General features: G+C 63.9%; 21 protein-coding genes. 7 read left to right on the top strand and 14 right to left on the bottom strand.

The genetic code is table 11. The features are described 5' to 3' along the window. Positions 1-70: 70 nt before the first annotated feature. Entirely contained in the window at positions 71-508 is a 438-nt protein-coding gene (locus AC6I6U_RS00105) for a hypothetical protein (protein WP_497880074.1), read from the bottom strand. A 360-nt stretch (positions 509-868) separates the two neighbouring features. Here AC6I6U_RS00105 and AC6I6U_RS00100 point away from each other — a divergent pair, with 360 nt between their 5' ends. Further along, positions 869-2938 (top strand): AsmA family protein, encoded by a 2070-nt coding sequence (locus AC6I6U_RS00100; RefSeq protein ID WP_497880073.1) that lies wholly within the window; start codon positions 869-871, stop codon positions 2936-2938. Positions 2939-3055: 117 nt separating this feature from the next. On the opposite strand, the gene AC6I6U_RS00095 is transcribed toward AC6I6U_RS00100, so the two are convergent. Beyond that, positions 3056-3586, bottom strand: a complete 531-nt coding sequence (locus tag AC6I6U_RS00095) for a ferritin-like domain-containing protein (RefSeq protein ID WP_497880072.1) — start codon at positions 3584-3586, stop codon at positions 3056-3058. Between the two features lie 208 nt (positions 3587-3794). On the opposite strand from AC6I6U_RS00095, the gene AC6I6U_RS00090 reads away from it, so the two are divergent. Then, entirely contained in the window at positions 3795-4685 is an 891-nt protein-coding gene (locus AC6I6U_RS00090) for an esterase/lipase family protein (RefSeq protein ID WP_497880071.1), read from the top strand. Here AC6I6U_RS00090 and AC6I6U_RS00085 read toward each other — a convergent pair. Beyond that, positions 4666-5559: a DMT family transporter gene (locus AC6I6U_RS00085; protein WP_497880070.1), complete on the bottom strand. Its 894-nt coding sequence runs from the start codon at positions 5557-5559 to the stop codon at positions 4666-4668. The genes AC6I6U_RS00090 and AC6I6U_RS00085 overlap by 20 nt on opposite strands. Before the next feature lie 99 nt (positions 5560-5658). Here AC6I6U_RS00085 and AC6I6U_RS00080 point away from each other — a divergent pair, with 99 nt between their 5' ends. The 3 genes from AC6I6U_RS00080 (at position 5659) to AC6I6U_RS00070 (ending at position 8014) form a co-directional block, all read left to right on the top strand. Further along, complete coding sequence (locus tag AC6I6U_RS00080) at positions 5659-6444, top strand: AraC family transcriptional regulator (protein WP_497880069.1); 786 nt, start codon at positions 5659-5661, stop codon at positions 6442-6444. 92 nt (positions 6445-6536) lie between these two features. Continuing rightward, positions 6537-6830: a PsiF family protein gene (locus AC6I6U_RS00075; protein ID WP_497880068.1), complete on the top strand. Its 294-nt coding sequence runs from the start codon at positions 6537-6539 to the stop codon at positions 6828-6830. A 173-nt stretch (positions 6831-7003) separates the two neighbouring features. After that, the gene (locus AC6I6U_RS00070; protein ID WP_497880067.1) at positions 7004-8014 is read left to right on the top strand and encodes an AI-2E family transporter; all 1011 of its coding nucleotides are present in this window, start codon (positions 7004-7006) and stop codon (positions 8012-8014) included. 158 nt (positions 8015-8172) lie between these two features. Here AC6I6U_RS00070 and AC6I6U_RS00065 read toward each other — a convergent pair whose 3' ends face one another. Next, the gene (locus AC6I6U_RS00065; protein WP_497880066.1) at positions 8173-9438 is read right to left on the bottom strand and encodes an Hsp70 family protein; all 1266 of its coding nucleotides are present in this window, start codon (positions 9436-9438) and stop codon (positions 8173-8175) included. Between the two features lie 271 nt (positions 9439-9709). Here AC6I6U_RS00065 and AC6I6U_RS00060 point away from each other — a divergent pair, with 271 nt between their 5' ends. Beyond that, positions 9710-10660 carry a DnaJ C-terminal domain-containing protein gene (locus AC6I6U_RS00060; protein WP_497880065.1) on the top strand — a complete coding sequence of 317 codons (951 nt, stop codon included), beginning with the start codon at positions 9710-9712 and terminating at the stop codon, positions 10658-10660. A 2-nt stretch (positions 10661-10662) separates the two neighbouring features. Next, on the top strand, positions 10663-10968 hold the full coding sequence (locus AC6I6U_RS00055; RefSeq protein WP_497880064.1) for a chaperone modulator CbpM: 306 nt from the start codon (positions 10663-10665) through the stop codon (positions 10966-10968). 152 nt (positions 10969-11120) lie between these two features. Here AC6I6U_RS00055 and ureC read toward each other — a convergent pair whose 3' ends face one another. The 10 genes from ureC to urtB all read right to left on the bottom strand — a co-directional run bounded on the left by ureC (position 11121) and on the right by urtB (position 19695). After that, on the bottom strand, positions 11121-12821 hold the full coding sequence (gene ureC, locus AC6I6U_RS00050; protein WP_497880063.1) for an urease subunit alpha: 1701 nt from the start codon (positions 12819-12821) through the stop codon (positions 11121-11123). After that, entirely contained in the window at positions 12818-13138 is a 321-nt protein-coding gene (locus AC6I6U_RS00045; protein WP_497880062.1) for an urease subunit beta, read from the bottom strand. The genes ureC and AC6I6U_RS00045 overlap by 4 nt, the downstream gene beginning before the upstream one ends. Further along, positions 13135-13665 (bottom strand): GNAT family N-acetyltransferase, encoded by a 531-nt coding sequence (locus AC6I6U_RS00040; RefSeq protein ID WP_497880061.1) that lies wholly within the window; start codon positions 13663-13665, stop codon positions 13135-13137. The genes AC6I6U_RS00045 and AC6I6U_RS00040 overlap by 4 nt, the downstream gene beginning before the upstream one ends. A 4-nt stretch (positions 13666-13669) precedes the next feature. Then, positions 13670-14203, bottom strand: coding sequence for a GNAT family N-acetyltransferase (locus AC6I6U_RS00035; RefSeq protein WP_497880060.1), 534 nt, complete (start codon positions 14201-14203; stop codon positions 13670-13672). A gap of 8 nt (positions 14204-14211) precedes the next feature. Next, positions 14212-14514, bottom strand: a complete 303-nt coding sequence (gene ureA / locus AC6I6U_RS00030; protein ID WP_117165508.1) for an urease subunit gamma — start codon at positions 14512-14514, stop codon at positions 14212-14214. Positions 14515-14566: 52 nt separating this feature from the next. Beyond that, the gene (locus tag AC6I6U_RS00025; RefSeq protein WP_497880059.1) at positions 14567-15406 is read right to left on the bottom strand and encodes an urease accessory protein UreD; all 840 of its coding nucleotides are present in this window, start codon (positions 15404-15406) and stop codon (positions 14567-14569) included. 30 nt (positions 15407-15436) lie between these two features. Further along, positions 15437-16135, bottom strand: coding sequence for an urea ABC transporter ATP-binding subunit UrtE (gene urtE, locus AC6I6U_RS00020; protein WP_497880058.1), 699 nt, complete (start codon positions 16133-16135; stop codon positions 15437-15439). 127 nt (positions 16136-16262) lie between these two features. Continuing rightward, positions 16263-17114 carry an urea ABC transporter ATP-binding protein UrtD gene (gene urtD, locus AC6I6U_RS00015; protein ID WP_497880057.1) on the bottom strand — a complete coding sequence of 284 codons (852 nt, stop codon included), beginning with the start codon at positions 17112-17114 and terminating at the stop codon, positions 16263-16265. Continuing rightward, positions 17111-18190: an urea ABC transporter permease subunit UrtC gene (gene urtC, locus AC6I6U_RS00010; RefSeq protein WP_497880056.1), complete on the bottom strand. Its 1080-nt coding sequence runs from the start codon at positions 18188-18190 to the stop codon at positions 17111-17113. Before urtC ends, urtD begins: the two co-directional genes overlap by 4 nt. Beyond that, a complete protein-coding gene (urtB, locus tag AC6I6U_RS00005; protein WP_497880055.1) occupies positions 18190-19695 on the bottom strand; it encodes an urea ABC transporter permease subunit UrtB in 1506 nt (501 codons plus the stop codon). Before urtB ends, urtC begins: the two co-directional genes overlap by 1 nt. Positions 19696-19965: the final 270 nt, after the last annotated feature.

Below are 19965 nucleotides of genomic sequence, written 5' to 3'. Positions count from 1 at the left end.
AAGAATCGGGGTTCCTGAAATGTCGAAGCCCGATCCAGGGGACCGGGCTTCGTTCCAGGCCATCATGGCCTCAGCTCACAGCTTGATGACGTTCTGCCAGGCGATCGGCACCGCCTTCGGTGATCAGGCCTTTTTCTTTCAGGCGATCGTTACCACCTTCTGCCAGGGTCTGGCCCAGGGGAGTGCGGTCGCTGCCACCTTCGGCCAGGGTTTGACCCAGTGGGGTGCGGTCACTGCCACCTTCGGCCAGGGTTTGACCCAGTGGAGTGCGGTCGCTGCCACCTTCGGCAAGGATCTGGCCCTGTGGAGTACGCTCGCTACCGTCGGAGGCCAGGGTCTGACCTTGTGGCGTGTGCTCCGAACCGTCCGAAGCCAGGGTGTTCAGCGACTGGCTGACAGTGGCGTGGCTGGATTGAGCTTGCGGTGCGGCTTGCTCGCGGGCTGGCAGGGCGTAGGCGTTGGCAGTCAGGACGGCAAGGGTAAGGCTGAGAAGTAATTGGCGTTTCATGATTGGTTGCTCCGTGGGAGGGCGATAAAGTGGGTACGAAGCTATTGTTAGCCTTGCAAAATCGATATAAAAGTTCATAAAGACAATGTTAATAATCAACGGAATTGATTGTTCGGGGCGAGGTGTCTAGCTCGGGCCTTTCGGGGTGTTACCCTTGCTCCATGTTGGGTATTTTCTACTCAGTCCTGCTTCACGAAGGGGCGTGGCCTGGAACGAAAAACTGATGGATTGGTCAGGTTTGGCCCGCTTTGATTTTCCGGTTGATGACGTTTTGCATTAAACCTTGCCGGGGGTTTGTCAGTCGTAAGGCTATATCGCGTCGCTTTTTGGACGTTCAGCCGCTATCAGGAGCCCCGTGCAATGACGCGCACTCGAAAAATCTTCCTTTGGGCCGGTGCCAGCCTGGTCCTGCTGCTGGCGGTGCTGGTGGCGATCATCGCGTTCTTCGATTGGAACCGGATCAAGCCGCCGGTCAATGCCAAGGTTTCCGAAATCCTGCATCGGCCCTTTGCCATCAACGGCAACCTGGCGGTGCGCTGGCAACGTGAACCGGATGAAGGTGGCTGGCGTGCCTGGCTGCCCTGGCCCCATGTGATCGCCGAGGACCTGACCCTGGGCAATCCGGACTGGTCGAAGAATCCGCAGATGGTCACCCTCAAGCGGGTCGAGCTGCGCTTGGCCCCATTGCCGTTGCTGGCCCAACAGGTGGTGATCCCCCGAATCGACCTGACCGAGCCGAACGCCAGTCTCGAACGCCTGGCCGATGGCCGGGCCAACTGGACGTTCCAGCTCGATCCCAAGGACCCGAACGAGCCGCCGTCCGCCTGGAGCGTGGATATTGGTGCCATCGGTTTTGACAAGGGTCATGTCACCCTCGACGACAAGAGTCTCAAGACACAGCTCGACTTGCTGATCGACCCGCTGGGCAAGCCGATTCCGTACAGCGATATCGTGGGCGACAGCGCCGCGAAGAAGGCGGTGGAGAAAGGCTCAACGCCGCAGGACTACGCGTTCGCATTCAAGGTCAAGGGCCAGTACCACGGCCAGAATCTCGCCGGGACCGGCAAGGTCGGTGGCCTGCTCGCGCTGCAGGACGCAAGCAAGCCTTTCCCGGTGCAGGCCGATGTGAAGATCGCCGATACCCGGATCGCCGTCGCCGGTACCCTGACCGATCCGCGTAACCTCGGCGCCCTGGACCTGCGCCTGAAGCTGGCCGGCAACAGCCTGGGCAACCTCTACCCGTTGACCGGCGTGACCCTGCCGGACTCGCCCGCCTACGAAACCGACGGCCACCTGATTGCCAAGTTGCATGAGCCGACGGGGGCGACCTTCAAGTATGAGCAGTTCAACGGCAGGATCGGCACCAGCGACATCCATGGCGACCTGTCGTATGTCGCCGGCCAACCGCGGCCGAAGCTCAGCGGCGTGCTGGTCTCCAACCAACTGCTGATGGTCGACCTCGGGCCGCTGATTGGCGCCGATTCCAACGCCAAGCAGAAGGCCCGCGGTGGTGAAAGCAAGCAGCCGGCGGACAAGGTCCTGCCGGTGGAGGAATTCCGTACTGAGCGCTGGCGCGACATGGATGCCGATGTGGAGTTTACCGGCAAGCGGATCGTCCACAGTGCCGAACTGCCCTTCACCGATCTCTATACCCACCTGGTGCTCACCGATGGCGAGCTGAGCCTGGAGCCCCTGCGTTTCGGCGTGGCCGGCGGCAAGCTCGATGCGCAGATCCGCCTCAACGGCCGGGCCACGCCGATGCAGGGCCGGGCGAAGCTGACGGCGCGCAACTTCAAGCTCAAGCAACTGTTCCCGACCTTCGAACCGATGAAAACCAGCTTTGGCGAACTCAATGGCGATGCCGATATCAGCGGTACCGGCAACTCGGTGGCACGCCTGTTGGGCACCTCCAATGGCGACCTGAAGATGTTGGTCAATGATGGCGCCGTCAGCCGGGGCCTGATGGAAATCGCCGGGCTTAACGTCGGTAACTATGTGGTAGGCAAGATCTTTGGCGACAAGGAAGTGAAGATCAATTGCGCGGCGGCCGACCTCGGCATCAAGAGCGGCCTGGCGACCACCCGCCTGTTCGTCTTCGATACCGAGAACGCCATCATCTACATCGATGGTACGGCCAACTTCGCCAGCGAGCAGTTGGACCTGAAGATCAGCCCCGAATCCAAGGGCTTCCGCCTGTTGTCCCTGCGCTCGCCGCTGTATGTGCGGGGCAAATTCATCAAGCCCGATGCCGGCGTGCAGGCGGTGCCGCTGCTGCTGCGCGGGGCTGGGATGGTGGCGCTGGGGGTGATCGCGGGACCGGCGACTGGATTGCTCGCGTTGGTGGCGCCGGGTGGTGATGTGCCGAACCAGTGCGCGCCTTTGCTGGAACAGATGAAGTCGGGCAAGGCGCCGCGGACGGTGAGGAACTGATTTTGTAGCGAGGGTTGCACAGGTTTCCTGTAGGAGCAGGGCTTGCCCGCGAAGCTTTTAGCGGCCTTGAGGGCCTATTCGCGGGCAAGCCACGCTCCTACAAGAGCCGACCAGGGCTTACAGATCCTTCAGGATATCCGCCATGTCATCGGCATGTTCTTCCTCTTGGGCGAGGATATCCTCGAAGATCCGTCGGGTGGTCGGATCCTGGTCGCCGATGAACTGGATGATCTCACGGTAGCTGTCCACCGCGATCCGCTCTGCCACCAGGTCCTCGTAGACCATTTCCTTAAGTGTCTTGCCGGCCACGTACTGGGCGTGGGAGTGCTGGGACAGCAGGTCCGGGTTGAACTCCGGCTCACCGCCCAACTGCACGATGCGCTCGGCCAGCCGGTCGGCGTGGGCCATTTCCTGATTGGCGTGTTCGAGGAATTCATCGGCGGCAACACTGGCCTTCAGGCCGTTGGCCATGAAGTGATGACGCTTGTAGCGCAGGGTGCAGACCAGCTCGGTGGCCAGCGACTCGTTGAGCAGGCGCAGGATCTCGCTGCGGTCGGCTCCATAGCCTTCGGTGACCGCGCCGTTCTCGACGTTCTTGCGCGCGCGCTCGCGCAGGGTGGTTACATCGGACAAATGCATGTCGCTCATCTCGATCTCCTGACTGATCCGGTTAGGGCGTCTCGCTCTGTTGGCGAGATCGCTACCCAGGGTGTGAGTGGTGCGAGAGCCGAAAAGTTTTATCCGATTGTTACCGCGAGGCGGCAGAACAGGGCATGTCGCCGTGTTGTCATCTTCAATGTCGATGCTTTCGTACAGCGCCTAGGCTTTACTCATACCCTGTCATGGACGGTCATTGATGTCGCAAGAACTCGCCACGCGTTATCCGTTGGTGCTGGTGCCGGGAATGCTCGGTTTTGTCCGGCTGCTGTGGTTTCCCTACTGGTATGGCATTACCCCGGCGTTGCGCGCAGGCGGCGCAGTCGTCTTTCCGGTCCGGGTTTCGCCGCTGCACTCCAGCGAAGTGCGTGGCGAGCAACTGTTGGCGCGGATCGAACAGATCCGCCGCGAGACCGGCGCGCAGAAGGTCAACCTGATCGGTCACAGCCAGGGGGCGCTGACGGCTCGTTATGCGGCGGCGCGGCAGCCGGAATGGGTGGCATCGGTGACATCAGTGGCCGGGCCCAACCATGGCTCGGAACTGGCCGATCATTTCCAGCGTCATTATCCGCCCACGAGTGCCCGCGGACGCCTGCTCACCTTTGTACTCTGTGCCGTCGCGCGGCTCATGGGCTGGCTGGAAACCGGTTACCGCGGGCCGGCGCTGCCGATGGACCTGGCCGCTTCGCATCATTCGCTGACCAGCGACGGCGTCGCCCTGTTCAACCGGCAGTATCCCCAGGGGCTTCCGGACAGTTGGGGCGGGCAGGGCGCCGAACTGGTCGATGGCGTGCGCTATTACTCCTGGTCAGGGACCCTGCAGCCGGGCATCACCGATCGCGGACGCAACCTGTTCGACGGCACCCACCGCAGTTGCCAGCTGTTCGCCAAGACCTTCATTCGCGAGGCCGGCCAGTGCGATGGCCTGGTCGGCCGCTACAGCTCGCACCTGGGGACGGTCATCGGTGATGACTATCCCCTGGATCACCTGGATATCGTCAACCAGTCCATCGGTCTGGTGGGCAAGGGCGCCGAGCCGATTCGCCTGTTCGTCGAGCATGCTCGCCGGCTCAAGGCTGCGGGGCTGTAGCCGGCTTGCGCAGCGGGGTGGTCCAGCGTTCGGACAAAATCACCCCGCCCAGCGTCATGGCACCGCCGAGCAGATGGTACAGCGCCAGTTGCTCGCGCAGGACCATGGCGGCGATCAGCGCGGTGAGGATCGGCAGCAGGTTGAAGAACAGCACCGTGCGGCTCGGACCCAGCCTGGCCACCGCCTTCATCCACACCAATGGCGCGAGCATCGATGCCAGCAGGCAGGCATACAGCACCAGGCCGGCGTTGTGCAGGTTCGGCCCGACCTTCGGTGACAACAGGTACAGCGGGAACAGCACCACCACCGCCACCACTATCTGCAGGTACAGCAACTGCAACGGCGGCAGGCGCAACTGCCACTTTTTCAGCAGGGTGCTGTAGACCGCGTAGGCCAGGGTTGCGCCAAGCATCATCGCGTCGCCCAGGTTCAGGCCATGGGTCAGCAGCGTGGCCAGGTTGCCCGCCGATACCACCACCAGCACCCCGATGAACGACAGCACCGCGCCGGACAGTGCGCCGGCGGTGAGCCGCTGGCCGAGGCTGACGATTGCCAGGGCCAGGGACATCAGTGGCATCAGCGACAGGATGATGCCCATGTTGGTCGCCGTGGTCAGGGTCGCGGCGTAGTAGGCCAGGCTCTGGTAAGCGACCATGCCGAGCACGCCGAGGGTGACGATCTTGCCCAGGTGCGGGCGGATTGCCGCGCGGTTGGCGATCACCGGGCGCAGCAGGAAGGGGCTGAACAGCAGGGCCGCCAGCAGCCAGCGGTAAAAGCCGATTTCGGCCGGGAAGATCGCGCCGACGGCCATTTTGTTGACGACGGTGTTGCCAGCCCAGATGAAGATGGCGAGCAGGGGAAACGCGTATTGCATGGGGTTCCAACCGGAGTGACAGGGTGAAGGGAATTATCCGGTTGTCCGGATCAAAGCTTATACTTCGATCCGGTCAATCAGCGTCGGAATCCGGACAGCATGCGCAAGATCCCCATCGAGATTCCGTCTTTCCCCGATCTGCCGGCGCCGGTCTATTTTCGCTATGCCGAATTCGGTCCTGGCAGCCATGCGGCGCTCCATAGTCACCGCTGGGGTTCATTGGACTACGTGTCCCATGGAGTCATCCACTACGAGGTGGCCGGGCGGCGTTTCATGTCGCCTTCCCGCTATGCCCTGTGGATTCCGCCCGGCACCGAACACAGCGCCTACAACACCCAGGCGATCGTCTATCGCTCGGTCTATGTCGCCGAGGAGCACTGTCGTGGCATGCCCGAGGAGGCGAGTACCCTGGCCATCAGCGACATCCTCAAGGCGATCCTCGGCGATTTCGCCCGGCGTGATGTGAAGATCCCCAGTGACCCGGCCGATATCCGCCTGGCCCAGGTCCTGGTGGACCAACTGCACCTGGCCAAGGTCCACAGCAGCTACCTGCCATACTCCGACGACCCTGGGCTGCTCAGCGTCCTTGAGGGACTGCAGGACGACCCGGCGGACAACCGCTCGCTGGCGCAGTGGGCGGCAAGCCTGCATGTCAGCGAACGGACCCTGGCCCGTCTGTTCGTCCGCGAGCTGGGGGTGAGCTTTGGTGAGTGGCGCCAGCGCCTGCGCTTCGTCTGCTCGATCCAGGCGCTGGAGGGTACTCGCAGCGTCCAGGAGATCGCCTTCGACATGGGCTACAGCAGCGCCTCGGCGTTCATCGCGATGTTCCAGCGCCAGGCTGGTTGTACCCCTGAGCAGTACCGACGGCAGTCCCGGATGCCCTGAGGTGGCGAGGTCGGGCGCTGGAGGTGTAACGGGGTTTGTCTACACTGCTTGGGTAGCCGCGCCCATCGGCGCGGCAACCAGGAGAAAACTCCATGAACATGCTGCGTATCCCGTTGTTGCTGGCAGGCCTGTTGCTGTGTTCCCAGGGCTTTGCCGCCACCGCTGCCCAACAGGCCCAGCAGGACAAGATGAAAACCTGCAACGCCGAAGCCACCACCAAGACCCTCAAGGGTGATGAACGCAAGGCCTTCATGAGCACCTGCCTGAAAGCCGCCAAACCCGTCACCCAGCAGGACAAGATGAAGACCTGCAACGCCGACGCCACCGCCAAGGCGCTCAAGGGCGACGAGCGCAAGACGTTCATGAGCACCTGCCTGAAGAAGTGATCCTGGCCGACAAGACCTCTACGGTGGTGGTGGGAGGTCTTCGTCTGTCGAGCGTATCCGGGGGGCGGAAGACTTTGTATCCGTGCATGTCGTTGCTTCCACGTCCCCCTAGTTCTGTCACCGGAACGCTGGCAGACTGCCCATCCTTTGGCACTGTTTAGTTTTGAGGCTGTATGTCGGCGTTTTCCCAGCGTTATGTAGTCTTGGCCAGTTTGATCATCGTCTGTGGTAGCCTGCTGATGGTGTTGCCGCTGCGGCTGTTGCCGAGCCTGTTGGCCGGCCTGCTGGTTTTCGAACTGGTGAACATGCTCACGCCCAAGCTCGAGCACCTGATTGCGGGGCGACGCGCGCGCTGGCTGGCGGTGGTGCTGCTGGGTACCCTGATCGTCAGCGTGCTGGCGCTGATTTTCGCCGGAGCCATCAGCTTCCTGCTGCACGAGGCGGAAAATCCCGGTGCCTCCCTGGGCAAGTTCATGGGGGTGGTGGACAAGGCCCGTGGGCAGTTGCCACCGTTCATCGATGCCTACCTGCCAGCCAGCGCGGCGGAATTCCAGGTGGCCATCGGTGAGTGGCTCAAGCGCCATCTCAGCGAGCTGCAACTGGTCGGCAAGGACGCGGCGCACATGTTCGTGACCCTGCTGATCGGCATGGTGCTGGGGGCGATCGTCGCCTTGCAGCATGTGTCCGATGCCAGTCAGCGCAAACCCCTGGCGGCGGCGCTGTTCGATCGGCTGCGGCTGCTGGTGCAGGCGTTTCGCAATATCGTCTTCGCGCAGATCAAGATCTCGGCGCTCAATACCGCGTTCACCGGGGTGTTCCTCGCGGTGATCCTGCCGCTGTGCGGGATCAAGCTGCCGCTGACCAAGACCCTGATCGTACTGACCTTCCTGCTCGGCCTGCTACCGGTCATCGGCAACCTGCTGTCCAACACGCTGATCACCATCGTCGCCCTGTCGTTGTCGATCTGGGTTGCGGTAGCCGCGCTGGGCTACCTGATCTTCATCCACAAGCTGGAGTATTTCCTCAACGCGCGGATCGTCGGCGGGCAGATCAGCGCCAAGTCGTGGGAGCTGCTGATGGCGATGCTGGTGTTCGAGGCGGCGTTCGGCCTGCCGGGGGTGGTGGCAGGACCGATCTACTATGCGTACCTCAAGAGCGAGCTGAGGCTGGCGGAGCTGGTCTGATCGCGCGGATGAATTGACTTGCCCGTTCTGCGGGCGCGGGTATTTACAGGCGCCAGTGCGGCGACCTGGCTTGCCCGCGAGGGCGCTTTCAAGGTCGCCAAAAGCTTCGCGGGCAAGCCCTGCTCCTACAAGGTGTAGGTGTTCGTCTTCACCTTGGATCAGCCGTAGCGCTTCTGCGCGTCGATCGCCAGGCCGCTGCCGATGCTGCCGAAGATGTTCCCTTCCACGTGCTGCGCCTTGGGCAGCATCGCCGCGACGCTCTGGCGCAGGGCCGGAATGCCGCTCGAACCACCGGTGAAGAACACCGTGTCGACCTGTTCGACGCCCACGCCGGCATCGCCCAGCAATTGGGTGACGCTCTGGCGGATCCGCTCCAGCAGGTTGTCGATCGACGACTCGAACAGCGCCCGGCTCAGGTCCACGCTCAGGCCCGCCTCGATGCGATCCAGTGGCACATGGCGGTTCTCGGCGTGGGTCAACTGGATCTTGGTCTCTTCGACCTCCATCGCCAGCCAGTGCCCGGCGCGTTGCTCGATCAGCTTGAACAGGCGGTCGATGCCGACGGTGTCCTCGATGTCATAGCGCATGCTGCCCAGGGCCAGTTGGGATTTCTGCGAGTACACCGAGTTGATGGTGTGCCAGGTCGCCAGATTCATGTGGTGGCTGGTGGGCATGTAGGCGCCGCTCTTCATCCGACTGCCATAGCCGAACAGCGGCATCACGCCCTGCAGGCTCAACTGCTTGTCGAAGTCGGTACCGCCGACGTGCACGCCGCCGGTGGCGAGGATGTCCTCGTGGCGATCATCCAGGCCACGGCGCTCCGGCGACAGGCGCACCAGCGAGAAGTCCGAGGTACCCCCGCCGATGTCGACGATCAGTACCAGTTCCTCGCGCTCGATGGTCGACTCATAGTCGAAGGCCGCGGCGATCGGTTCATACTGGAAGGACACGTCCTTGAAGCCGATTTTCTTCGCCACTTCCACCAGGGTGTCTTCGGCTTCCTTGTCGGCGACGGGGTCGTCATCGACAAAGAACACCGGACGCCCGAGCACGACCTGTTCGAACTCGCGACCGGCGGTCGCTTCCAGGCGGCCCTTCAATTGGCCGATGAACATGCCCAGCAGGTCCTTGAACGGCAGGGCGGTGCCCAGCACGCTGGTGTCGTGCTTGATCAGCTTGGAGCCCAGCAGGCTCTTGAGCGAGCGCATCAGACGGCCTTCGTAGCCTTCCAGATACTCGTGCAGGGCCAGCCGGCCATAGACCGGGCGGCGTTCCTCGATATTGAAGAAGACCACCGAAGGCAGGGTGATCTTGTCGTCCTCCAGTGCGATCAGCGTTTCCACGCCGGGGCGCAGCCAGCCGACGGTGGAGTTGGACGTGCCGAAGTCGATGCCGCAGGCACGGGCCGCAGAGGCGTCTTTCATGTCTTTCGAGTTCCGGTGAAAAAACGGCCGCGCAGTGTATGCCAGTCGAGCGCGGAATCGAAGGCCGGTTATCCGTTGAATCGTGCCTGAGTGACTTGAAAGGTGCGCCAACACCCCCAAACTTGTTGTCACCGGTTCATGTTGTGTATCGGCGATGACAAGAAATCGCCGACACGGCCGATAAACTTCTGACGCCCCGCCCAGTCACAGCCTTGAGATCGCGAAAGGCCTGCCGAGCGGCGCGATATCGATAATGCAGGGTGATCCCTAGATGGACTTCAAAGACTACTACAAGATCCTGGGTGTCGAGCCTACGGCGGATGACAAGGCCATCAAGGCCGCTTACCGCAAGCTGGCGCGCAAGTACCACCCGGATGTCAGCAAGGAAAAGGACGCCGAGGCCAAGTTCAAGGACGCCTCGGAGGCCTATGAGGCGCTGAAGAGCGCCGACAAGCGCGCCGAATACGACGAATTGCGCAAATACGGCCAGCATGGCCAGCCGTTCCAGGGGCCTCCGGGCTGGCAGGGCCGTGGCGGCAACGCCGGGTTTGGCGGCGGCGGCGGTGATTTTTCGGATTTCTTCAGTTCTATCTTCGGCTCGCGCGGCGCCGGATTTGGTGGCGGTCAATCGGGTCGCAGCGCCGGCCGGCGAGGAAAAGACGTGGAAATGGAATTACCGATCTTCCTGGAAGAGAGCTTGTCGAACGAGTCGAAGAAGGTCACCTTCCAGGTGCCGCAATACAACGCGGCCGGCCAGCATGTGAGCAACACCAGCAAGAGCCTGAACGTGAAGATTCCGGCCGGGGTGACCGATGGCGAACGCATCCGCCTCAAGGGCCAGGGCGCGCCGGGCGCCGGTGGCGGGGCCAATGGCGACCTGTACCTGACGGTTCGTTTCGCACCCCACCCAAAATTCGATGTCGAAGGGGAGAACCTGATCATCACGTTGCCGCTGGCGCCGTGGGAACTGGCGCTGGGTACCGAAGTGGCGGTGCCGACCCTGACCGGCAAGATCAACCTCAAGGTCCCGGCCGGCAGCCAGAACGGCCAGCGCATGCGCGCCAAGGGCCACGGCCTGTTGAACAAGGCCGGCGAACGCGGTTATCTGTTCGTGCAACTCAAGGCGGTCATGCCCAGGCACAGCGACGACGCGGTGAAGGCGTTGTGGCAGGAGCTGGCGAAGAAGGCCGCATTCGACCCGAGAGAACAATGGAGTAGCTGATCATGAGTCCTGCCCTGAGCGTTCAACTGGACATGCAAGCTTTCTGCGAGGCGTCCGACCTGCCGGTCGCCTGTGTGATCGAAATCGTCGAACACGGCATCCTCGAACCTCAGGGCCGCTCACCGGACGCCTGGCGCTTTCTCGACCACGAACTGACGATTGCCCGGCGTGCAGTGAAGCTGCACGATGATCTGGAGCTGGAATGGCAGGGCGTGGCCCTGGCGCTGGAGTTGCTGGGTGAAGTCCGGCAGTTGCGCGCGGAGAACCGGATGCTGCGCCAGCGGTTGCAGCGTTTCGTCCACGATTGAGCGTCCGCCCTCGTGGGAGCCAGCTTGCTGGCGATTTCGTCGTGTCAGGCAATGAAGAGTCGACGGTTGAACCGCTATCGCCAGCAAGCCGGCTCCCACAAGGTCAGGAGCCAGGCATCCGGAAGAGGCCGCCTGGACTCCCTTCGGGGCTGTCAGAAGAGGAAGTAACGCTGCGCCATCGGCAGCACCTCCGCCGGTTCGCACCACAGCAATACGCCGTCGGCCTTGACCTGGTAGGTCTGCGGGTCGACCTCGATCTGCGGCAGGTAGTCGTTGTGGATCAGGTCGGTTTTCTGCACGTCGCGACAACCCTTGACCACGGCAATCCGCTTTTTCAAGCCGAGCAGCTCGGGCAACCCCGCCTCCAGTGCCGCCTGGCTGATGAAGGTCAGGCTGGTGGCATGCCGTGAGCCGCCGAAACTGGCGAACATCGGCCGGTAGTGCACCGGCTGCGGGGTCGGGATCGAGGCGTTGGCGTCGCCCATCAGGCTGGCGGCAATCGCCCCGCCCTTGAGGATCAGCGTCGGCTTGACGCCGAAGAAGGCCGGGCGCCAGAGCACCAGGTCGGCCCACTTGCCCACTTCGATGGAGCCGACCTCATGGCTGATGCCATGGGTGATCGCCGGGTTGATGGTGTACTTGGCGATGTAGCGTTTGACCCGGAAGTTGCTATTGCCATCGCCGTCGCCCGGCAGCGGCCCGCGCTGCCTTTTCATCTTGTCGGCGGTCTGCCAGGTGCGGGTGATCACTTCGCCGACGCGGCCCATGGCCTGGCTGTCGGAGCTGATCATCGAGAACGCACCGAGGTCGTGGAGAATGTCCTCGGCGGCGATGGTCTCGCGTCGGATGCGGCTCTCGGCGAAGGCCACGTCCTCGGCGATGCTCGGGTCGAGGTGATGGCAGACCATCAGCATGTCCAGGTGTTCGTCGATGGTGTTGCGGGTGAACGGCCGGGTCGGGTTGGTCGAACTCGGCAGGACGTTGGCGAAGCCGCAGGCCTTGATGATGTCCGGCGCATGGCCGCCGCCCGCACCCTCGGTGTGGTAGGTGTGGATGGTCCGGCCCTTGAACGCGCCCAGGGTGGTTTCGACGAAACCGGATTCATTGAGGGTGTCGGTGTGGATCGCCACCTGCACGTCGTACTGGTCGGCCACGCCCAGGCAATTGTCGATCGACGCCGGGGTGGTGCCCCAGTCTTCGTGGAGCTTGAGGCCGATGGCGCCGGCCCTGACCTGTTCGATCAGCGGCTCCGGCAGGCTGGCGTTGCCCTTGCCGGTCAGGCCGATGTTCATCGGGAAGGCATCGGCGGCCTGGAGCATGCGCGCCAGGTGCCAGGGCCCGGAGGTGCAGGTGGTGGCGTTGGTGCCGGTGGCCGGCCCGGTGCCGCCGCCGATCATGGTGGTGACGCCGCTCATCAGCGCTTCTTCGATCTGCTGCGGGCAGATGAAGTGGATATGGGTGTCGATCCCGCCGGCAGTGAGGATCATGCCCTCGCCGGCGATCACTTCGGTGCTGGCGCCGATGGCGATGGTCACGTCGGGCTGGATATCCGGGTTGCCGGCCTTGCCGATGGCCGCGATGCGCCCGTCCTTGAGGCCGACGTCGGCCTTGACGATGCCCCAGTGGTCGATGATCAGGGCGTTGGTGATCAGGGTGTCGACCACTTCGGCGGCCAGCAATTGGCCCTGGCCCATACCGTCGCGGATCACCTTGCCGCCGCCGAACTTCACTTCCTCGCCGTAGGTGGTGAAGTCCTTCTCCACTTCGATCCACAGCTCGGTGTCCGCCAGGCGCACCTTGTCGCCAACGGTGGGGCCGAACATGTCGGCATAGGCTTGTCGGGAAATCTTCATGTCGGTTCCTTGTCCAGGCTGCCCATCACCCTGCCGGCAAAACCGAACACCCGACGCAAGCCGGCCAGTTCCACCAATTCCACGTCACGGCTCTGCCCCGGCTCGAAGCGCACCGCGGTGCCGGCCGGAATGTTCAGGCGCATGCCGCGGCTGGCGGCGCGGTAGAAGCTCAGGGCGTCGTTGGTTTCGAAAAAGTGGTAGTGCGAGCCGACCTGGATCGGTCGATCGCCGCTGTTGGCCACGCTCAGGCTGATGGTGCGGCGACCGGCATTGAGCTCGATCTCGCCAGGCTGGATCTGATATTCACCAGGAATCATTCGGGTCGTCCCAGGGTCTTGAAGTAGATGGCGGTCGGATAATATTGGCCGTCCGGTGTGGTGCAGTAGTCCGGCAGTTCGCCCACCTTGGTGTAGTCGAGGGCGCGGTAGAAGGCTTCGGCGTCGGAGCCGGCCTGGGTGTCGAGGTACAACAGGCCGCGCCGGTGTTCGCGGGCCGCCTGCTCCACGGCCTGCATCAACTGCTGGCCAAGGCCATGGCGGCGCGCTTCGCCGAGCACCAACAGCTTCTGCACTTCGGCACGGTTCAGGCCGTTGGGCTTCTGGCACAACTGCAGTTGCACGCTGGCCAGCACTCCCTCGTCGCGTACCACCACCCAAAGCAACAGGTCGCCGTTGCCCAGGGCTGCCTGTACACCGTCGAAGTAGTCACGCGCCTGGCGTGCGTCGAGATCCTCCATGAAACCCACGGAAGCCCCGTGTGCCACAGCATCGAGCAACAGCTCGACCAGGCCCTGGCGGTAATGCGCAAAGCTTTCGGGGGTGACGCGACGCAACTGGGCGTTCATCGGCTTACTCCTCGGTGATGGTGGGCGGCAGGGCGCCCGGATTCAGGCACAGTTGCATGAAGGTCAGGTCCAGCCAGCGACCGAACTTCACGCCCACCTGGGGCATCTGCCCGGTGGTGACGAAGCCCTGGCGCTCATGCAGGCGAATGGAGGCGCTGTTACCGCTTTCGATGGCGGCGACCATGATGTGCTTGCCGCCATCCCGTGCGCGTTCGATCAGCGCCGTCATAAGCCTGGGCCCGAGGCCGTTGCCGCGCTGGTCGTTGCGCACGTACACCGAATGTTCGACGGTGTGGCGGAAGCCCTCGAAAGGCCGCCAGTCGCCAAAGGACGCGTAGCCGAGCACATTGTCGTCGCTGTCGACGATCACCAGGATCGGATAGCCCTGGGACTGCCGGGCGCTGAACCAGGCCTGGCGGTTGCCCAGGTCCACCGGTTGCTCGTTCCAGATCGCCGTGGTGTTGAGCACCGCGTCGTTGTAGATGTCGCGAATGGCCGGCAAGTCGGCATGCAGGGCGTCGCGGATAACGTAGGACATGGACGACCTCAGGCAATCGGTTGGTGGACGGTGACCAGCTTGGTACCGTCGGGGAAGGTCGCTTCGACCTGGATCTCCGGAATCATCTCCGGGATGCCCTCCATCACCTGGTCGCGGCTGAGCAGCGTCGTGCCGTAGTGCATCAGCTCGGCTACGGTCTGGCCGTCGCGGGCACCTTCGAGCAGCGCCGCCGAGATATAGGCCATGGCTTCCGGATAATTGAGTTTCACCCCACGGGCCAGGCGCCGTTCGGCAACCAGGCCGGCGGTGAAAATCAGCAGTTTGTCTTTTTCGCGGGGAGTCAGGTCCATGTTTCACAGATCCGTTGGCAGGCAGTTGAAAAACGCAAGGCGTCAAGAAAAGTCATGTGTTCCAGATCCTCGGTGGCACCGCTTCGCGGCCCAGCAGCGCCGGGCGTAGCAGCCGCCACAGCTCGATCAACCAGGCCCGGGCATGCAGTGCCTGGCTGGCCAGGCAGCGGGCCACGAGCAGGCCGGGGAGCTGGCTGAGGTCGCCGCGTACCGGCGTTGGCAGATTGCGGCAATGTTCGAGTAACTCGCTGTCGATTTCGCCCGTGACCAGCAAGGTGGCGAACACCGGCTGGCCGTCGAGCCCGATCGGCGAGTCCAGCAGGCCGTCGTTGCCGAGGATACGCTGGCGTTCGTGCCAGAGCGGCTTGCCGTCGCGGCGGATATCCAGGTGGGACTGGAAGTGCCCGAGGTCGAAGCGTTCGCCGCTGGCCGGGCGGCCGAGGGCGACCATGTCCCAGTAGAACAGCCGGGCGTCGCCCTCCAGTTCGACCAGGGTGTCGAGTTCGGCCTGGGCCGCGCTGAACACGATGGTTTCCTGGGGCAGCCATTCCAGGGTGGCACCCGCGCCGACCTTGAGCCGCAGGCTCTGGTGGGCGGGGCCACTGGCGCGATACCACTTGGCCGCGCCGGGGCTGGTCAGTTGCGCCCAGGCCTCGCGTTCGACGCTGGCGCTGATGTCCAGCCGGTCGCCGCCGGCGATGCCGCCAGGCGGATGGACGATGATGTGTTGGCAGACTTCCGGGCCTTCGGCATACAGGTGCTTCTGCACCCGCAGCGGGCCGAGATGACGGCGCCGGATCGGTCGCGTGGTGTCGCCGAAACGGGCGTAAGCCAGCTCCAGATCGGCGTGCCAGCTGGGCGTGAACAGGGCGTTGGTGGCAGATGCAGTCATGATGATCGTTTATTGTCCGGACGCTACAGGTTAGATCGTAACCAACCCGCGTACACCCTCGGTTTCCATATTTTCGCCACGGCCCTGCTGGACGATCTCGCCCCGCGACATCACCAGGTACTGGTCGGCCAGTTCGGCGGCGAAGTCGTAGAACTGTTCCACCAGCAGGATCGCCATGTCGCCACGGGCCGCCAGTTTGCGGATCACCGCGCCGATCTCCTTGATGACCGACGGCTGGATGCCCTCGGTGGGCTCATCGAGGATCAGCAGCCGCGGGCGGCTGGCCAGGGCCCGGCCGATCGCCAACTGTTGTTGTTGGCCACCGGAGAGATCGCCGCCGCGCCGATGTTTCATCTGTAGCAGCACCGGAAACAGTTCGTAGATGAACGCCGGGACTTCCCGTGCCTGGGAGGCGGGAAAGCGCGACAGGCCCATCAGCAGGTTTTCCTCCACCGTCAGCCGGCCGAAGATCTCCCGGCCCTGGGGCACGTAGGCGATGCCGGCGTGTACCCGCTGGTGCGGCTTGAAGCCGGTGATGGCGCTGCCTTCCCAGTTGATGCTGCCTTCGCGGGTCGGCAGCAGGCCCATCAGGCATTTGAGCAGGGTGGTCTTGCCGACGCCGTTGCGCCCGAGCAGGCAGGTGATTTCACCGACCTTCACATCGAACGACAGGCCGCGCAGGATGTGGCTACCGCCGTAGTATTGGTGCAGCTTGTCGACTTGCAGCATGGTCAGTGTTCCTAACTCTGTGGTGTTCGACACCGCCCCTGTAGGAGCGTGGCTTGCCCGCGAAGCTTTTCAGCGGCCTCAAGGGCCCATTCGCGGGCAAGCCCGGCTCCTGCTGGGGCATGTCGTGTCAGCGGCCGAGGTAGACCTCGATCACTCGCTCGTTTTCCTGCACCTGTTCCAGCGAGCCTTCGGCCAGTACGCTGCCCTGGTGCAACACGGTGACGTGGTCGGCAATCGCGCCGACGAAACCCATGTCGTGCTCCACCACCATCAGCGAATGCTTGCCGGCCAGGCTCTTGAACAGCTCGGCGGTGAACTCGGTCTCGGCATCGGTCATGCCCGCCACCGGTTCGTCGAGTAGCAGCAACTGCGGGTCCTGCATCAGCAGCATGCCGATCTCGAGAAACTGCTTCTGGCCGTGGGACAGCAGGCCGGCCGGGCGATTGACCGAGGCCGTCAGGCGAATGGTTTCCAGGACCTGGGCAATGCCGTCTTTTTGCTCGCCGCTCAGGCGTGCACGCAGGCTGGCCCAGACCGACTTGTCGGTCTTCTGCGCCAGTTCCAGGTTCTCGAACACGCTCAGGGCTTCGAATACCGTGGGCTTCTGGAACTTGCGGCCGATGCCGGCCTGGGCGATCTGCACCTCGCTCATCTGCGTCAGGTCCAGGGTTTCGCCAAACCAGGCCTTGCCCTGGCCGGGCCGGGTCTTGCCGGTGATCACGTCCATCAGGGTGGTCTTGCCGGCACCGTTGGGGCCGATGATGCAGCGCAACTCGCCGACACCGATGTACAGGTTGAGGTCGTTCAGTGCCTTGAAGCCGTCGAAGCTGACGCTGATGTCTTCCAGGGTCAGGATGGTCCCGTGGCGGGTATTGAGGCCCTTGCCGGCGGCCTGGCCGAGGCCGATCGCCTCGCGGCCGGTGCCGGCATCGAGTGCGGTGGGCTCGAGCATGAACTCGGCGTTCGCTGTGATTCTCATGCTTCGCCCCTTTTCTTCAGCAGGCCGATCACGCCCTTGGGCAGGTACAGGGTGACGACGATGAACAGCGCCCCGAGGAAGAACAGCCAGTATTCCGGGAACGCCACGGTGAACCAGCTCTTCATGCCGTTGACCACGCCCGCGCCGAGCAGCGGGCCGATGAGCGTGCCACGGCCGCCGAGGGCGACCCAGACGGCGGCCTCGATGGAGTTGGTCGGCGACATCTCGCTGGGGTTGATGATCCCCACCTGCGGCACGTACAGCGCCCCGGCGAGGCCGCACAGCACCGCGCTCAGGACCCAGACGAACAGCTTGAAGCCACGTGGGTCGTAGCCGCAGAACATCAGTCGGTTCTCCGCGTCGCGCAGCGCGGTCAGCACCCGGCCGAACTTGCTGCGCGCGAGCCGCCAGCCGCTGTACAGGCTGGCCAGCAACAGCAGCACGGTGGCCAGGAACAGTACGGCACGGGTGCCCGGTTCGGTGATGCCGAAGCCGAGGATGCTGCGGAAATTGGTGAAACCGTTGTTGCCGCCGAAGCCGGTCTCGTTGCGAAAGAACAGCAGCATCGCGGCGAAGGTCAGGGCCTGGGTCATGATCGAGAAGTACACGCCCTTGATCCGCGAGCGGAAGGCGAAGAAACCGAACACCAGCGCCAGCAGCCCCGGCGCCAGCACCACCAGGCACAGGGCCCAGAGGAAGTGGTCGGTGCCGGCCCAATACCACGGCAACTCGCTCCAGGACAGGAAGGTCATGAACGCCGGCAACTGGTCGCCGGACGCTTCGCGCATCAGGTACATGCCCATGGCGTAGCCGCCCAGGGCGAAGAACAGGCCGTGCCCGAGAGACAGCAGCCCGGCGTAGCCCCAGACCAGGTCGAGGGCCAGGGCGACGATGGCGTAGCAGAGGATCTTGCCCACCAGGGTCAGGGTATAGGCCGACACCTGCAGCGGGTTCTGCGCGGGCAACAGCGACAGCAGCGGCAGGGCCAGCAACAGGATCAGCAGCAGGCCGCCGACGGCGAGGGTCAGGCGTGGCCCGGCCTTTTGTGTAGCGCTCAACAGCAGGGGCTGGTTCATCAGTCGATCACCCGTCCTTTCAGTGCGAAGAGCCCTTGCGGACGTTTCTGGATAAACAGAATGATCAGCGCGAGGATCAGGATCTTGCCCAGTACCGCGCCGATCTGCGGTTCGAGGATCTTGTTGGCGATCCCCAGGCCGAACGCGGCCGTGACGCTGCCGGCCAGTTGGCCGACGCCGCCGAGTACCACTACCAGGAACGAGTCGATGATGTAGCTTTGGCCGAGGTCGGGGCCGACGTTGCCGATCTGGCTCAGGGCCACGCCACCGAGCCCGGCGATCCCCGAACCGAGGCCGAAGGCAAGCATGTCCACGCGGCCGGTGGGCACGCCACAGCAGGCGGCCATGTTGCGGTTCTGGGTGACGGCACGCACGTTCAGGCCGAGGCGGGTCTTGTTCAACAGCAGCCAGGTCAGAGCCACCACGAACAGCGCGAAAGCGATGATCACCAGGCGGCTGTAGGGCAGCACGAGGTTGGGCAGCACCTGGATGCCGCCGGACAGCCAGGCCGGGTTGGCGACCTCGACGTTCTGCGCGCCGAACAGCAGGCGTATCAGTTGGATCAGCATCAGGCTGATGCCCCAGGTGGCGAGCAGGGTTTCCAGCGGCCGCCCGTAGAGGTGGCGGATCACCGTGCGCTCCAGTGCCATGCCGATGGCCGCGGTGACGAAGAACGCCACCGGCAGCGCTACCAGCGGGTAGTAGTCGATGGCCTGGGGCATGAGGCGCTGGAACAGCAGTTGTACGCCATACGTGGCGTAGGCGCCGATCATCAGCATCTCGCCGTGGGCCATGTTGATCACTCCGAGCAGGCCGAAGGTGATCGCCAGTCCCAGCGCCGCCAGCAGCAGGATCGAGCCCAGGGACAGGCCACTGAAGGCCTGGCCAAGCAGTTCGCCAATCATCAGCTTGCGCTTGACCTGGGCCAGGCTGGTTTCGGCGGCGGTGTGTACGCCGGCATCGGTTTCGACGCCGGGCTGCAGCAGGTCTTCGAGACGCGTGCGGGCCAGTGGATCGCCGCTCTCACCGAGCAGGCGCACGGCGGCCAGGCGTACCCCCGGATCGGGGTCGACCAGTTGCAGGTTGGCCAGCGCCAGGCTCAGGGCCACATGCACGTCGGGGTTGGTTTCCCCGGCCAACTGCCGGTCGAGGAAGGGGAGCTGTGCCGGTTTGGCGCTCTTCTGCAGTTGGAGGGCGGCGGCGAGGCGCACCTTGGCGTCGGCGGCGAGCAGTTGCTGGGCGGCGACGGCGGTGTCGATCAGGCCGCGCAGGCGGTTGTTCAGGCGGACCGGTTGGGCAGGTGCGCCGTCGACGCTGATCTCGCCCTGTTGCAGGCTGGCGATCAGTTCGATGCGCGCCGGGTCCGGCTGGGCGGCCCAGCTTTCCAGCAGCCTGGCCTGTTGTGTCGGGTTGGCCGCGATGAAGTCGCTGGCATCGCTGGCGTGGGCGGCCATTGGCAACACCAGCAGTGCGGTGAGGATCAGGCGATAAAGGGCAGTGGGCATATCATTGGCCTTGCGCGTGGAAAAGACGAACTGGAGGCGGTCGCAGTTCCTGTGGCGAGCGGGCATTTGTGGCGAGGGGGCTTGCCCCCGTTGGGCTGCGAAGCGGCCCGAAATCCGGAGAACTCGGTGTATCAGATAGGCCGAGCACTCTGATTTTACGGCTGCTTCGCAGCCGAGCGGGGGCAAGCTCCCTCGCCACAGGGATTGGTGGAACTACAAAGGTCGGGATCACCATAACGGTTGGGTGACCGGCCCGCTTTCGGCGGGCCG

It is taken from the genome of Pseudomonas sp. UTLPPB19802, from assembly GCF_059730225.1.
Note: the sequence above shows the minus strand (reverse complement) of the source record. Positions and strands in the feature narration are given on the sequence as shown.

Bases quoted from the DNA above. Each gene is read 5' to 3' on its own strand.
- AC6I6U_RS00105 (WP_497880074.1), bottom strand. From the start codon at position 508: ATGAAACGCCAATTACTTCTCAGCCTTACCCTTGCCGTCCTGACTGCC.
- AC6I6U_RS00100 (WP_497880073.1), top strand. From the start codon at position 869: ATGACGCGCACTCGAAAAATCTTCCTTTGGGCCGGTGCCAGCCTGGTC.
- AC6I6U_RS00095 (WP_497880072.1), bottom strand. From the start codon at position 3,586: ATGAGCGACATGCATTTGTCCGATGTAACCACCCTGCGCGAGCGCGCG.
- AC6I6U_RS00090 (WP_497880071.1), top strand. From the start codon at position 3,795: ATGTCGCAAGAACTCGCCACGCGTTATCCGTTGGTGCTGGTGCCGGGA.
- AC6I6U_RS00085 (WP_497880070.1), bottom strand. From the start codon at position 5,559: ATGCAATACGCGTTTCCCCTGCTCGCCATCTTCATCTGGGCTGGCAAC.
- AC6I6U_RS00080 (WP_497880069.1), top strand. From the start codon at position 5,659: ATGCGCAAGATCCCCATCGAGATTCCGTCTTTCCCCGATCTGCCGGCG.
- AC6I6U_RS00075 (WP_497880068.1), top strand. From the start codon at position 6,537: ATGAACATGCTGCGTATCCCGTTGTTGCTGGCAGGCCTGTTGCTGTGT.
- AC6I6U_RS00070 (WP_497880067.1), top strand. From the start codon at position 7,004: ATGTCGGCGTTTTCCCAGCGTTATGTAGTCTTGGCCAGTTTGATCATC.
- AC6I6U_RS00065 (WP_497880066.1), bottom strand. From the start codon at position 9,438: ATGAAAGACGCCTCTGCGGCCCGTGCCTGCGGCATCGACTTCGGCACG.
- AC6I6U_RS00060 (WP_497880065.1), top strand. From the start codon at position 9,710: ATGGACTTCAAAGACTACTACAAGATCCTGGGTGTCGAGCCTACGGCG.
- AC6I6U_RS00055 (WP_497880064.1), top strand. From the start codon at position 10,663: ATGAGTCCTGCCCTGAGCGTTCAACTGGACATGCAAGCTTTCTGCGAG.
- ureC (WP_497880063.1), bottom strand. From the start codon at position 12,821: ATGAAGATTTCCCGACAAGCCTATGCCGACATGTTCGGCCCCACCGTT.
- AC6I6U_RS00045 (WP_497880062.1), bottom strand. From the start codon at position 13,138: ATGATTCCTGGTGAATATCAGATCCAGCCTGGCGAGATCGAGCTCAAT.
- AC6I6U_RS00040 (WP_497880061.1), bottom strand. From the start codon at position 13,665: ATGAACGCCCAGTTGCGTCGCGTCACCCCCGAAAGCTTTGCGCATTAC.
- AC6I6U_RS00035 (WP_497880060.1), bottom strand. From the start codon at position 14,203: ATGTCCTACGTTATCCGCGACGCCCTGCATGCCGACTTGCCGGCCATT.
- ureA (WP_117165508.1), bottom strand. From the start codon at position 14,514: ATGGACCTGACTCCCCGCGAAAAAGACAAACTGCTGATTTTCACCGCC.
- AC6I6U_RS00025 (WP_497880059.1), bottom strand. From the start codon at position 15,406: ATGACTGCATCTGCCACCAACGCCCTGTTCACGCCCAGCTGGCACGCC.
- urtE (WP_497880058.1), bottom strand. From the start codon at position 16,135: ATGCTGCAAGTCGACAAGCTGCACCAATACTACGGCGGTAGCCACATC.
- urtD (WP_497880057.1), bottom strand. From the start codon at position 17,114: ATGAGAATCACAGCGAACGCCGAGTTCATGCTCGAGCCCACCGCACTC.
- urtC (WP_497880056.1), bottom strand. From the start codon at position 18,190: ATGAACCAGCCCCTGCTGTTGAGCGCTACACAAAAGGCCGGGCCACGC.
- urtB (WP_497880055.1), bottom strand. From the start codon at position 19,695: ATGCCCACTGCCCTTTATCGCCTGATCCTCACCGCACTGCTGGTGTTG.